Source organism: Aliivibrio wodanis, from assembly GCF_052920805.1.
The window spans coordinates 1,857,151-1,870,727 of record NZ_JBREXA010000002.1 but is presented as its reverse complement, the minus strand read 5'-3'; the positions used below and the strand labels follow the sequence as shown (position 1 = coordinate 1,870,727).

The window sequence follows — 13,577 nt, the reverse complement described above, 5'->3', positions numbered from 1 at the left end:
TAAATAGAGTCAGAGTTACTCTTCTGTCTCTTCTTCGCTTACTGCAATATGAAGTTCAACAACCAAGTTATCGATTAATCGTACCTGACCTAGAAAGGCTGCCATTAAGATTACAGCTTGAGTTGTTTCTTCTGTTGGTTCTTGAAGCGTTCTTGCATCACGAATGAAGATTTCATCAGGTTGCAAATCAGCCGCACGCAGTTGATCACTGGCATCTTCAATTAACGATTCATAATCAGTACGACCGCCACGCATTTGGCTGCTGATCCAGCGCATTGTACGCGCTAGAACTGGAGCTCGCTGACGTTCATTTAATGTCAGAAGGTTATTACGAGAGCTCATTGCTAAGCTATCAGCTTCACGTACCGTAGCAACGCCTACAATCTCAATATCTAATGCCATATCAATGACCATCTGACGGATAAGAGCAAGCTGCTGGAAGTCTTTCTCGCCAAAACAAGCAACATCAGGCTGAACGATATTGAAAAGCTTATTTACAACTGTAGAGACACCTTTAAAGTGTCCAGGGCGTGAAGCGCCTTCTAAAATAGTTGAAATAACTGGCACATCAACAACAGTCTGTTTATCTAGTCCATTTGGGTACATAATTTCAGGTGTTGGTGTGAATACGATATCTACTTTTTCAGCGGTTAGCTTTTCGATATCTTCGTCGATAGTACGAGGATAGTTAGTTAGGTCGTCGTTATTGTTAAATTGCATCGGATTAACGAAAATACTAGCAATAACAATATCTGCATGTTCACGGGCGGTGCGAACAAGCGTAAGGTGACCTTCATGCAGATTGCCCATGGTAGGAACAAAAGCAATACGCTTGCCTTCGCGCTTCCAAGTTTTAATCTGCTCACGTAATGGCAGAATATCAGCAAAAATATCCATTAAAGGTCCTTAATTAAATGTATGTTCAGCAGCAGGAAAAATACCTTGCTCAACATCTTGAATATATTTAGTTACAGCTGTGCGCATATCCCCTGTTTCCGCTAAGAAATTCTTAGAGAATTTAGGCATATAGTTGGCTGAGATGCCAAACATATCATGCATAACTAAAATTTGACCATCCGTTGAATTTCCTGCTCCAATCCCAATAACAGGAACAGTACAAGCTTTAGTGATACGTTCTGCTAGAGAAGCAGGAACACACTCTAATAAAATAATTTGAGCACCGGCCTTTTCAAGGGTTAGCGCATCTTTAATCATTTGTTCTGCTTTGACTTCATCACGACCTTGTACCTTAAAACCACCAAAAATATTAACAGACTGAGGGGTTAAACCAAGGTGTGCGCATACTGGAACTGCGCGTTCAGCAAGAATACTAATGGTTTCAGCTATCCATTCCCCTCCTTCAATCTTCACCATGTTAGCACCAGCTTGCATTAATTTAGCAGCGTTCTCACAGGCTTGTTGAGGGGTTGCATAGCTCATAAATGGCATATCAGCCATTACCAAGCTATTTGGGCTCCCTGCGCGAACACAACGAGTATGGTAAGCGATCTCTTCGGTTGTTACAGGTAACGTATCATGCTTACCTTGTAACACCATACCTAATGAATCACCGACTAATAGAACTGGCATTTCTTGCTGTTCAAATAGTTGTGAGAAACTTGCATCATAAGCAGTTACGGTAGCAAACTTACGACCTTCTTGTTTCCACTTCATTAAGTCATTAATAGAGATTTTTTTCATAAAATATCCTTACTAAAAGCAATTATCCTTGCCAGATGGTTAGTCCATTTCTATCTACTTGTGTAAGTAGTTGAGAAAGCGTTGTTCCATCTGGAAAGGTAAAATCGTTATAAATTTCTGCGAGCGGATAAAGAACAAACTCTCGTTCTTTCATGCCATAGTGAGGCACGGTTAATCGCTCATTGTCGATCACTTGATCGCCAAATAAAATAATATCAAGATCGAGGGTTCTTGGTCCCCAACGTTCATCCTTACGCACACGGCCTTGTTCAAGTTCAATCTTTTGAGTGAAATCGAGTAGGTTTAATGGCTTAAGACTGGTTTCAATCTCAACGACAGCATTAATATAATCTGGTTGATCTTGAGGACCCATGGGTGAACTGCTGTAAAGTGAAGATACGGCAGTTACTGTTGAATCAGGCAAGTGATGCAGCGCTTCAATAGCAACTCTTGCTTGTTCAATTGGGTTTCCAAGATTACTCCCAATAGCAATAATTACTTTGATCATGAGTCGTTATTTGCTCTTTTTTTCTTTCTGTATGGGCTACGACGTTTACGTGTTCCTGTTGAACGACCACCATGTAAATTTTGGATCATATTATTACGATGGGGTGCTGGTGAATCTTGAAATTCAGTCCACCAATCAGCAAGTTCTTTTACATCTTTGCCTTCAACTTTTCCGCGCATTTCAAGGAAATCAAAAGCAGCTCGGAATTTTTGTTGTTCGATAAGTACAAAAGCACGTTTGCCATTACGACGAGGTAAGCGTAACTGAAGCTGCCAAATATCACGAATAGTAGCAGTTAAACGACGTGGAATAGCGGTACTTTTGACTTGAAGATCCAACATGATATTAGACGCTTCCATGATAGATTCATAATGGTCATACTTTGGATTTTCATCTTGAATCTCTTGCGCTTTAACCGTTAATGGGTACCAAAGCATTGCAGCAAACATAAAGGCTGGATTTACTCGTTTTCCACTATTAATGCGTTTATCTGTTGAGCGTAATACTAATTCTATCATCTGCTCTGTTGAACTATTCCCTTCTTCTGTTAAGTAAGGAGTTAGTGCTGGGAACAGTTGCTGAAATAAATTAAATTTACGCAGCATATAATAAGTATCGAGCCCTTTGCCTGCTTGCAATAATTTTAATGATTCTTCAAATAAGCGAGCCGCAGGAATATCTTGTAATAAGGAAGACAACTCAACCATAGGTTCGGCTGTTTTATCACAAATAGTCATGTCTAATTTAGCAGCGAAACGAACCGCTCGAAGCATACGAACAGGATCTTCACGATAACGGGTTTCTGGATCACCAATTAAACGGACAACCTTATTGTTTAAGTCTTCAATGCCGTTAGCATAATCGTGGATTGAATAATCAGCAATGTTGTAATACATAGCATTAATCGTAAAGTCACGACGTTGAGCATCTTCTTCAACAGTGCCGTAGACATTATCACGTAGCAGCATGCCTTCTTTTGATTGTGCTGAGATATTTTTCTTCTCAGATTCTTCTTCTTTTTCTTCTTTGTGATGACCACGGAAAGTCGCCACTTCAATGACATCTCTGCCAAAAAGAATATGAGCTAAACGGAATCGACGGCCGATTAATCGACAATTTCGAAACAGCTTTTTGATCTGCTCTGGTGTTGCATTAGTGGCGATATCAAAGTCTTTAGGTTCTTGGCCTAGAAGAATGTCGCGCACACCTCCGCCTACGAGATAGGCGTCGTATCCTGCATTACTTAAACGGTAAAGAACTTTTAGCGCATTATCGCTGAGATCTTTACGTGAAATATTATGTTCTTGGCGTGTGATAACGTTCAGTTTCAAATCCTCTGTAGAGCAAATATCACTGTTGTTTTTGAGTAAATTACGACAAAAACGGACAACTTGATTAAAGATAATGACCTCGATATTCAAGTGAGCAGTCAAAAATAGGCGTGCATCATAGCTTAAATTGTGGGTTTTGAGAATGGGGTAGTGATCTCGAGCCCAGTTGGGAGCTGTTTTAGGTGCCAATTTTTGATTGCCCATTGAAGAATTTCATTCAATGTGACGGTTTCTATGTCCTTCGGTAACGTAAATCCTAGAAACCTTAAAGCTTCAAGCAATGTCGGTTTTGGATTGTCGTTATCAATTGCTGGGGCATAGTTTTGTTTTGATAGCTTTTTTCCAGAATCATCTACAGCAAGTGGTAAATGAAGATAACTGACTTCTTTGACACCTAATTGACGATAAAGTGAAATTTGACGTCCAGTTGGTTCAATTAAATCGGCACCACGAACCACCTCAGTAATACCTTGTTCAATATCATCCAATACAACGGCAAGATTATAAGCAAATAACCCATCGCGACGTTTTATAATAAAATCTTCTTGAGCAAGCTGTGTTGGTATTTGAATCGTCCCATGCTTTATATCATAAAATGATTCAACAGGGTGTTGCATCGCTAAACGTACAGAAGCATTTTTTTCTGAAAGGTGTTTATGTTTACAATGCGCTAAGTAAAAGCCACCATCTTCTTTTATTTGTTTACGAGTACATTGACAAAAATACGCATCGCCCTTATCAACCCATTGGTTAATTTGAGACTGATAAATATCATGGCGTTGACTTTGGTAAACAATGTCATCATCCCATTCAAAGCCATAAGCTTCTAAGGTTTGAATTATTAAGGAAGAGGCTCCTGCTATTTCTCGTGGAGGGTCTAAATCTTCAATGCGAACCAACCACTTTCCCTGTTGTGATTTAGCTTGTAAATAGCTACCTAAAGCAGCAACAAGAGAACCAAAATGCAATGGACCTGATGGTGATGGTGCAAAGCGACCTATGTATTGGGTAGTCATAGAATTTCACTGTATAAACGTAAAAAAGGGAGCCTGTGCTCCCTTTTCATTATTTTTAATTGGTTTTAGCCAGCCATTTGCTTTTCTTTGATTTCTGCAAGTGTTTTACAGTCAATACAAAGATCAGCAGTTGGACGTGCTTCTAAGCGACGAATACCAATCTCAACACCACAAGAATCACAGAAGCCGAAATCTTCTTCTTCGATTTTAGTTAGTGTCTTTTCTATCTTTTTGATTAGACGGCGTTCACGATCACGATTACGCAGTTCTAAACTAAATTCTTCTTCTTGAGCTGCACGATCAACAGGATCTGGGAAATTAGCAGCTTCATCTTTCATGTGATTTACTGTGCGTTCAACTTCTTCCCTAAGTTGATTACGCCAAGCTTCTAGAATCTTAGTAAAGTGTTCAACTTGAGCTGGGCCCATGTACTCTTCACCAGTTTTTTCCTGGTAAGGTTCAACACCAGCGATAGCTAGAATACCTAGCGTTCTTTTTGTATTGCTCTCTGGCATTACAGCTTCTCCTAAACGTCTTTGACTCTCACTAGCCAATGAGGGCGCTATCTATAACAGAAAGAAAAGGGGCGATCAAATATTGAATACACCAATTGAGATCTAGTAGCAAGAACGTAGCACTTTTCTTAAAAAGAACGTAATGATTGCTGATTAAAGCAACTAAATACTAAAAGGTAGCTTTCGTACGATCTTCATCTCTTTTGGTGACATCTCTGCTTGGTAACAGAGAACCGTAACCCCACTTTCAATCGCATCTATTAATAAAGAATTATATTGTTGGTCTATATGGTGTGCGATTGATACTTTTTCAATGCCTGAATGTAAAACAGCGAAAAATAAAACGGATTTTTTTCCATTTAGTGCCATTTCACTCAGTTCTCGTAGATGTTTTTGTCCTCGAGTGGTAACTGCGTCAGGAAAATAACCCTGACCGTCTTTACCTAATAAAGTGACGCTCTTTACTTCAATATAGCAGTCAGGTAGAGATTCTTCACTAAGTAGTATATCAATACGACTGTTTTCTGAACCATATTTCACTTCTGTTTTGAGTGTGCTGTACTCATTTAACTCATCAATTTGCTTATTGTTAATTGCTTCCACGACTAATTGATTTGCTCGAATGGTATTAACGCATATTGTGTGGGTATTTTCTGTGACGCTAAGCTCCCAACTATTAGGGTATTTACGTTTTAGGTTATTGGATGTTGAAAAAAACACCGTATTTCCAGGAGTTGCACAACCCGTCATCGCGCCAGTGTTTGCGCAGTGGATAGTTCGCTCGCTGTTATCTGGTAATTTGATATCAGTTAAAAAGCGTTTATAGCGTTTTATTAATATTCCAGATTCTAATTCAGGTTCAAATTTCATTTAACTACTGTTTTTTTGTACAATGGTTTAATTCGAGATAATGCCACAAGGCGAACCCATTGTCACAGTTACCAATTGAAAGAGTGATCCCATCACTGATTGATAAATTACAACGCTATTCTCAGCTTATTTTAAAAGCATCGACAGGGGCTGGTAAGTCAACCCACCTGCCTTTAATGCTCTTAAAAGAGAAGGTGATTGAAGGCAAAATTATTATGCTAGAACCAAGACGATTGGCTGCACGAAATATTGCGAGCTATCTAGCATCTCAATTGGGAGAAAAAGTGGGGGAGCAAGTTGGCTTTCGGATCAAAGGTGAGACTAAAGTTAGTGCTCAAACACGATTAGAAATTGTCACTGAAGGGGTTATGACTCGAATGATCCAATCTGATCCCGAGCTGACAGGGGTTGGATTACTCATTTTTGATGAATATCATGAGCGAAGTGTTCATGCTGATACTTCTTTAGCTTTTGCTTTAGAAGTACAAGATGCGTTAAGAGATGATCTTAAGTTGTTGGTGATGTCGGCTACATTAGACCAGACGGCATTACAGGAGTTACTTCCTAATGCCGCGTATGTTGAATCTGATGGGCGAATGTTCCCAGTGACGACGTCTTATAGCTCTCTTAAAACAAACCAACGAATTGTTGAAGCAACTGAGCAAGCAATTCGTAAGGCGTTGTTAAATGAAACTGGCTCGATGCTTGTGTTTTTATCGGGAGTTGGGGAAATAAGGCAAGTTGAAGAACGATTGAAAGATTTGCCATCAGGGATAATCGTTGCCCCTTTATATGGACAACTTGATGCGAAAAAGCAGCAACACGCGTTGCAGCCTGCATTGAAAGGAACACGAAAAATTGTATTAGCAACCAATGTGGCTGAGACCAGTTTAACTATTGAAGGCATTCGAATTGTCATTGATAGTGGTTATGAGAAAAAGGCTACGTTTGATGCCAAAACGGGAATTACGAAATTAGAACAAAAGCGGATCGCGCAATCTTCTGCAGAACAACGAAAAGGGCGTGCTGGGCGTTTAGAACCTGGTGTCTGTATTCGTTTATACAGTGAGTCTCAATATCAGCAACAAGCCGTTGTTCAAACTCCTGAAATAGAATCATCAGATCTTTCTTCCTTAGTTTTAGAATTGGCTAAATGGGGAGTGACGGACCCTCAATCTCTTCAATGGTTAACACCACCGCCTAATGCCAATATTCAACAAGCTCGTACATTATTATCACAGCTAGGGCTTATTGATAAGTCTGCTCAGCTTTCTGCTGTTGGTGAAAAATCACAACAATTGGCGATAGAGCCACGTCTTGCTACGGTGTTATTGCAAGCGAATACCCAATCAGCGGCACACTTACAAACGGCTTTGTATGCACTACCGATAATAGAAGAAGCAGCAAAATCAATTTCATCGAAAGATCTTGGTTACCACCTTTCATTACTCCTTGATGGTCGATACCCAAAACAGAGTTACTACCAACAAAGAGCTCAGCGTTTAGCCCATTTTCTTTCAGTTAAACCAGATATGAAGCAGGTATCTGTTGAACTTATTGGCGAGGTATTAGCGGCAGGCTTTCCTGATAGGTTAGCAATAGCAAAAGGTGAATTAGGTCAGTTTCAATTAGCTAATGGTCATGGTGTCCAAGTTGATGGCGTTGAATCTATAGCACAAAGTGATTGCTTGGTAGTGGTGGATTTATTAAAAGGAAATCAAAATCGCAGCTACGTCTTTCTTGCTGCGCCATTATCTAAAACATCTTTAATGAATGTTTCATCTCATTTGATAACAGAAAAAGAGCACGTAGATTGGGATGAAAAATCAGGCAGAATGCTCGCGGAGAAACGAACGTATTTAGGGAGAATCATTCTTCATAAAGAGCGGATGAGTTCACCGGATCCTGACAAAATATCGTTAGCATTGATTAGTATGCTCAAGCGCAAAGGAGTGATGGTTTTAAATTGGAATAAAGAAGTGCAATCTTTGCATTCTCGTCTTATCTGTTGTGAAGAGTGGCTACCAGATATTGGTCTTCCTCCTATGGCGGAATTTCAATTGCTTGAGAGTGCTGAGTTGTGGTTACTGCCATTTATGAACGGCATCAAAAATGATAAACAACTTAAGAACCTCAATATTATCGATGCGTTAGAGGCGTATGTTGGTTGGGATAAAATGAAACGTATTAATGAATATTTTCCTACTCATTATTTATTACCGACAGGGACAAAAGCAAAAATCTGTTATGAGTTACAATCTGAGCCAAAGATCTCTATTAGAATGCAAGAGGTGTATGGCGAAGCTCAAACCCCGTTATTGGTTCAAGGGAAAAAGAAACTGGTGATGGAACTGTTATCTCCAGCACAAAGGCCACTACAGACAACCAGTGATTTAGCGGGTTTTTGGCAAGGTTCGTATAAAGAAGTACAAAAAGAAATGAAAGGGCGTTATCCAAAACATATTTGGCCTGATGATCCTGCTACTCATCAAGCGACTAAAAAAACAAAACGTCACTTTAATTAATTATCTAACTTAAAAAGATCTCTCATGGCTGAAAAGAAAAAAGCACCAGCAAAGGCTGCGCCTAAAAAGGCGACCGTAAAAAAGAAAGCGCCAACAAAAAGAAAATCAGCGAGTAAGAAAAAAGCACCAACGTCACGTCCTTTTTGGAAAGGGTTGATGATACTCGGTTTTAAATTAAGCCTTGTCATGCTCGCTATTTTGCTTATTGCAGGGATCTATTTAGATACTGTAGTTAAGAAGCGCTTTGACGGTCAGTTATTTAGCTTACCAACGGTAGTCTATAGCCGAGTATTGACGTTATCGCCTGGACAGAATATTAGCTTACAAACTGTGACTAGAGAGTTAGATTTATTAAAATATCAGAAAGTTCGTCAACCTCAGCGATCTGGTGAGTATTCGTCATCGTCAACAAAAATTGAATTAATTCGTCGTCCATTTGAATTTCAACAAGGGCCTGAACCTGACCGTCATGTGATGCTGTATTTTAATAATGAAGGCTTACAAAAAATTGAAAACAGAACAGTGAAAAAGCAAATGGGCTTTTTACAAATTGAACCTCAGTTTTTGGGTATGTTGGATGCTGATGACGATCAACAACGTCTATTTTTACGCAGAGAGCAATTCCCTGAAGTGATGGTTGATGCTCTATTAGCAACAGAAGATAGAGATTTTTATCAGCATGATGGTGTATCACCTTTAGCAATTGCTCGTGCGATTGTTGTGAATGCAAAAGCAGGAAGAACGGTTCAAGGCGGGAGCACATTAACTCAGCAATTGGCGAAAAACCTATTTCTATCTCGTGAGAGAACACTATGGCGTAAAGTTCGTGAAGCCTATATTGCTTTGATTTTAGATTATCGTTATAGCAAAGATCGTATTTTAGAAGCTTATCTAAATGAAGTGTATTTAGGGCAAACTGGAGGAGAGGCTATTCACGGTTTTGGATTGGCTGCTCAAGTGTATTTTGGACGCCCAATTGAAGAGTTACGGATAGATCAGCTTGCTATGTTAGTGGGGATGGTAAAAGGCCCCTCTTATTATAATCCAATGCGATTCCCTGAACGAGTAAAAGATCGTCGTGATTTAGTGTTACGTATGATGATGCAAGAGGATATTTTATCTCCTCGCCAGTATGAGATGGCAGCAAGTCGCTCTCTAGATGTAAAAAAGAGAGCATCGATTGCAACGAGGCAGCCTGCGTATTTTCAACAGTTAAAATGGGAATTAAAAGATAAAGCAGGAGACGCTTATCAAAAAGGTGAGGGTTTACGTGTATTTACAACCCTTGATCCTCTTTCTCAGCAAAAAGCAGAACAAGCAATAGAAAGAAAAGTGCCGCAATTAGAAAAGCGAGCAGGTAAAGGTCTAGAGGCTGCAATGGTGATAGTAGATCGTCAGAGTGGTGAAATCCGAGCTATGATCGGTGGTAGTCGAACTGGATTTGATGGTTTTAATCGAGCGATTAATGCTAAACGTCCAATTGGTTCTTTGGTGAAGCCAGCAATTTATCTTTCGGCCTTAGAAGAGCCAGATAAGTTCTCATTAGCAACCACACTCGATGATAAGGCTATTTCATTAAAAGGCAGTAAAGGGACAACATGGACTCCTCGAAATTTTGATCGTAAATTCAGAGGGCAAGTTCCTCTTTATTACGCATTTTCTCGCTCTTTAAATGTCCCCACTGTTAATTTAGGTTTGATGGTAGGTTTGGGAAAGGTTACCGATACTTTAGTTAAGCTAGGTGTTGATGCTCAAGAGATAAATCAAGTGCCTTCGATGTTACTTGGCTCAATAAATTTATCACCATATCAAGTAGCTCAAATGTATCAAACCTTAGGTAATGGTGGCAAGAAAGCTACGTTAACAGCATTAAAAGCAGTTGTTGATAATGAAGGTACTCTACTTTATGAGAATTTTCCTAGGTCTTCGAGGGTAGTATCCGAACAAGCCACTTGGTTAACCATTTATGGAATGAAGAAAACGGTTAGTGAGGGAACTGCGAGGTTTTTAAATAGTAAATACAGTTGGGCTAAATTAGCAGGAAAAACGGGAACCAGTAATGACTCAAGAGACAGTTGGTATGCAGGGGTTGATGGTCGTGAAGTCGTTATTACTTGGCTAGGTAGAGATGATAACAAACCAATGAAATTGACAGGTTCTAGCGGCGCTTTAAGGGTATACGCAGAGTATTTAAGTATGCGAACACCAGAAGTATTGCAATTACCATGGGCTGATAAAATCACAGCGGCTAAATTTAATATAAATACCAATAAAACATTAGAGCCGGATTGCTCAGGTAAAGCTCAATTACCTATTTGGGATGAGAGAGGGCAGTATAAATTGGATTGTGAGCGGAAAAATACACCAGCGGCATGGTTAACTGATATTTTTGGTCTTTAAATTTGAGTTTTTTTTGAAAGTAATTGTGAGTCTTTATGATGTTTGATGTTTTTTATCAGTATTTTGTCGAGCAAAACGTTATAAAAACAAGCATTCAGCATATATTTTCACCAAACGAACATTTATTTGTAATTAGAGGTTGACCTAAGGGACCAAAACCCGTTTAATACACCTCGTTGCCCGGATAGCTCAGTCGGTAGAGCAGAGGATTGAAAATCCTCGTGTCGGTGGTTCGATTCCGCCTCCGGGCACCATATTAGATTGTTGGTGCTAGTAGATTATTAACACGAGCAATAATAAATTAGTGTGCCGACTTAGCTCAGTAGGTAGAGCAACTGACTTGTAATCAGTAGGTCACCAGTTCGACTCCGGTAGTCGGCACCATTAATTCTCCTAGTGAGACGCAACACCTGTTCCCTTTTAGTTCAGTTGGTAGAACGCCGGACTGTTAATCCGTATGTCGCTGGTTCAAGTCCAGCAAAGGGAGCCATATACGAAAGCCTCGTCAGAAATGACGAGGCTTTTTTCGTTTTGGTGATTATAAAATGACGACTTATATTCATCATATAAACGACCAGAAGAACCAGTTTCCATATCTACTAGCTAGTGATCAATATGTGTCCAGTTATAAAAAAGGCACACTAAAGTAGCGTGCCATTTATTATTGAGTTTTGGATTAATTAACTTTTTACTCGAAATTTGTTTAACCAAGTCTCTAGGTCATCAGCTAACTCTGTTAATGTGTGAGTGCTGCTTTTACTTTCTGCAACAACACTCGCTAATTGCTGACCACTTTCTTCAATCATATTGACACGTTGAGTTATATCTTCACTGACGTGTTTCTGCTCTTCAGAAGAGGTGGCGATTTGATGGCTCATACTTGATATTGATTCAAGTGCAGTAACTATTTGCTGTAGAGCATCTGAAGCATGTTGAGATTCTGATACAGTACTCTTACTTGTTTCAGCACAGATTTTCATCGTTGAGATAGCATTGCGAGAACCTTCTTGTAGATTAGAGATCATTTGTTGGATCTCTTTTGTACTACCTTGAGTTCTTCCAGCAAGATTGCGAACTTCATCAGCAACAACCGCAAAACCTCGTCCTTGCTCTCCAGCACGAGCTGCTTCAATTGCAGCGTTTAAAGCAAGTAGATTTGTTTGTTCAGCAATATCACCAATGACATCAAGAACCTTAACAATACTATTTACTTCACTATCTAATTCAGCTACGGCAGTACTAGCGGTATTAAGTTGGCCTGCTAGCCCCTCTATATTATAAACCGTCGCATTAATTAACTCTTGAGTTCGAACGCTTTGTTTGTCTGCCTCGTCTGTATTGGTTGCAGTTTCTTGTGCTGATGCTGCAACATTATTTGCAGATGAAGACATTTCAGTGATTGCCGTTGCAATCATCTCTGTAGATTGGTGTTGGCTCTCTGTTAATTGGCTAACCGTACCTGCTCGCGAGTGTACATCTGATAGTTCTGACTTTAACGCTAACATTGATTGAGTTAGATGTTGAACTAGATCAGCTAATGAGATATTCATTGTTTGAACCGCTTGATAAATACTGCCTTCTGGTGCTTTTTTTTCAAACTGAGTTACGATCTCTCCTGCAGCAACTGTTTGAATGGCTGCATGGACATCACGAGGCTCTCCACCAAGTAATGAAATCATACGTTTCATTGAAATCATTAAAATGCTAAAAATTAAACTTGCAATAAGAAAAGCTAAACCAAATTGCCACTGAGCGGTAGACCAAAAACGAGCATTAACTTCAGTTTGTCCAATGCCAGTACCTACGATCCAATTCCAGTCTTTTGTTTTTTCTGCAATAGAGAGTTTCTCATCTATACTGCCGTCTGGCATTTTTAAAGACCATGTATATTCTGCAATACCATTTGGATTTTTATTTATAGCATTTTCTAAGATTTGACCGACACTTTTTCCTTCACTATCTCGAAATTCATGGAAACTAGTATTATGAAGTTGAGGGTCAAGAGGAGCAGCTAAGAACATTAAATTTTCATCAGCTACATAAACATACTCATCATCTTTATATACATTATTTCGCAGTATTGTAATTGTGAGCTCTTTAGCCTTACTCTCTTCAATTTTTCCCTGTCGAACCATTTCTTCCATGTTGTTAATTAAGTTATAAGTTGTTTGAAAGATCTCTGTAACTCGTGTTTTATTATCAATGGTACTTGCAATGCGTAATGTCCATAAACCACTTGCAGTCATTATTATGAGCGAACATAAAATAATAGTGGCAAGAACGTAAGATTGTGTTTTTAACTTCATGCTGATTTACCTCAAGAAGAATTATTTTGATATGAATTATGTCGCGTCTGATAAAATGATAACGGTGGAAAATAAAGATATAGTCAATATACCTTGTTTTATATAATAGTTGTTCTCTGAATGAATAGATCTAAATCACTAATTTGTGAGTAATATAAAAGTAGCTATGCCTCTTATATTTATCTACTAAAGTAATTTTAGGCCACTAGCTTTCATTTTTCATAATAATTTGTAGGTAAAATATACATTTTGATGGCTATATATACGAATTTATAGTTATTACATAATTAAAATATAAAAAGCTTGCCAATGTAGTTGAACTCTCTATAATGCGACCTCACTAACACGGAGAGCCCATCCCATAAGGGGTTAGCAATCAGAGTTAGTTAAGATGGTTTAGAAATT

Annotated in this window: 10 protein-coding genes and 3 tRNA genes; 5 read left to right on the top strand and 8 right to left on the bottom strand. The window is 39.0% G+C overall.

All coding sequences use genetic code 11. The features are described from left to right. Positions 1 to 15: 15 nt before the first annotated feature. From panC to sfsA, 7 genes are all read right to left on the bottom strand, one after another. Positions 16 to 897 carry a pantoate--beta-alanine ligase gene (panC, locus tag ACU5DF_RS16525; protein ID WP_446713591.1) on the bottom strand — a complete coding sequence of 294 codons (882 nt, stop codon included), beginning with the start codon at positions 895 to 897 and terminating at the stop codon, positions 16 to 18. 9 nt (positions 898 to 906) lie between these two features. Continuing rightward, positions 907 to 1,701, bottom strand: coding sequence for a 3-methyl-2-oxobutanoate hydroxymethyltransferase (gene panB / locus ACU5DF_RS16520; RefSeq protein ID WP_446713590.1), 795 nt, complete (start codon positions 1,699 to 1,701; stop codon positions 907 to 909). A 22-nt stretch (positions 1,702 to 1,723) separates the two neighbouring features. Continuing rightward, positions 1,724 to 2,209 carry a 2-amino-4-hydroxy-6-hydroxymethyldihydropteridine diphosphokinase gene (gene folK, locus ACU5DF_RS16515; protein ID WP_446713589.1) on the bottom strand — a complete coding sequence of 162 codons (486 nt, stop codon included), beginning with the start codon at positions 2,207 to 2,209 and terminating at the stop codon, positions 1,724 to 1,726. Next, positions 2,206 to 3,624: a polynucleotide adenylyltransferase PcnB gene (gene pcnB, locus ACU5DF_RS16510; protein WP_446714262.1), complete on the bottom strand. Its 1,419-nt coding sequence runs from the start codon at positions 3,622 to 3,624 to the stop codon at positions 2,206 to 2,208. Before pcnB ends, folK begins: the two co-directional genes overlap by 4 nt. 38 nt (positions 3,625 to 3,662) lie before the next feature. Further along, positions 3,663 to 4,556: a tRNA glutamyl-Q(34) synthetase GluQRS gene (gene gluQRS / locus ACU5DF_RS16505; RefSeq protein WP_446713588.1), complete on the bottom strand. Its 894-nt coding sequence runs from the start codon at positions 4,554 to 4,556 to the stop codon at positions 3,663 to 3,665. A gap of 65 nt (positions 4,557 to 4,621) precedes the next feature. Further along, complete coding sequence (gene dksA, locus ACU5DF_RS16500) at positions 4,622 to 5,071, bottom strand: RNA polymerase-binding protein DksA (protein ID WP_446713587.1); 450 nt, start codon at positions 5,069 to 5,071, stop codon at positions 4,622 to 4,624. Between the two features lie 162 nt (positions 5,072 to 5,233). Then, positions 5,234 to 5,941 carry a DNA/RNA nuclease SfsA gene (sfsA, locus tag ACU5DF_RS16495; RefSeq protein ID WP_446713586.1) on the bottom strand — a complete coding sequence of 236 codons (708 nt, stop codon included), beginning with the start codon at positions 5,939 to 5,941 and terminating at the stop codon, positions 5,234 to 5,236. Positions 5,942 to 6,000: 59 nt separating this feature from the next. On the opposite strand from sfsA, the gene hrpB reads away from it, so the two are divergent. The 5 genes from hrpB (at position 6,001) to ACU5DF_RS16470 (ending at position 11,356) form a co-directional block, all read left to right on the top strand. Next, a complete protein-coding gene (gene hrpB / locus ACU5DF_RS16490; protein WP_446713585.1) occupies positions 6,001 to 8,466 on the top strand; it encodes an ATP-dependent helicase HrpB in 2,466 nt (821 codons plus the stop codon). Positions 8,467 to 8,490: 24 nt separating this feature from the next. Then, the gene (gene mrcB, locus ACU5DF_RS16485) at positions 8,491 to 10,866 is read left to right on the top strand and encodes a penicillin-binding protein 1B (protein WP_446713584.1); all 2,376 of its coding nucleotides are present in this window, start codon (positions 8,491 to 8,493) and stop codon (positions 10,864 to 10,866) included. Positions 10,867 to 11,044: 178 nt separating this feature from the next. Next, positions 11,045 to 11,120 (top strand) — tRNA-Phe (locus ACU5DF_RS16480). A gap of 54 nt (positions 11,121 to 11,174) precedes the next feature. Further along, positions 11,175 to 11,250 (top strand) — tRNA-Thr (locus ACU5DF_RS16475). A 30-nt stretch (positions 11,251 to 11,280) separates the two neighbouring features. Continuing rightward, positions 11,281 to 11,356: transfer RNA gene (locus ACU5DF_RS16470), tRNA-Asn, on the top strand. A gap of 190 nt (positions 11,357 to 11,546) precedes the next feature. Here ACU5DF_RS16470 and ACU5DF_RS16465 read toward each other — a convergent pair. After that, positions 11,547 to 13,172, bottom strand: a complete 1,626-nt coding sequence (locus ACU5DF_RS16465; protein WP_446713583.1) for a methyl-accepting chemotaxis protein — start codon at positions 13,170 to 13,172, stop codon at positions 11,547 to 11,549. Positions 13,173 to 13,577: the final 405 nt, after the last annotated feature.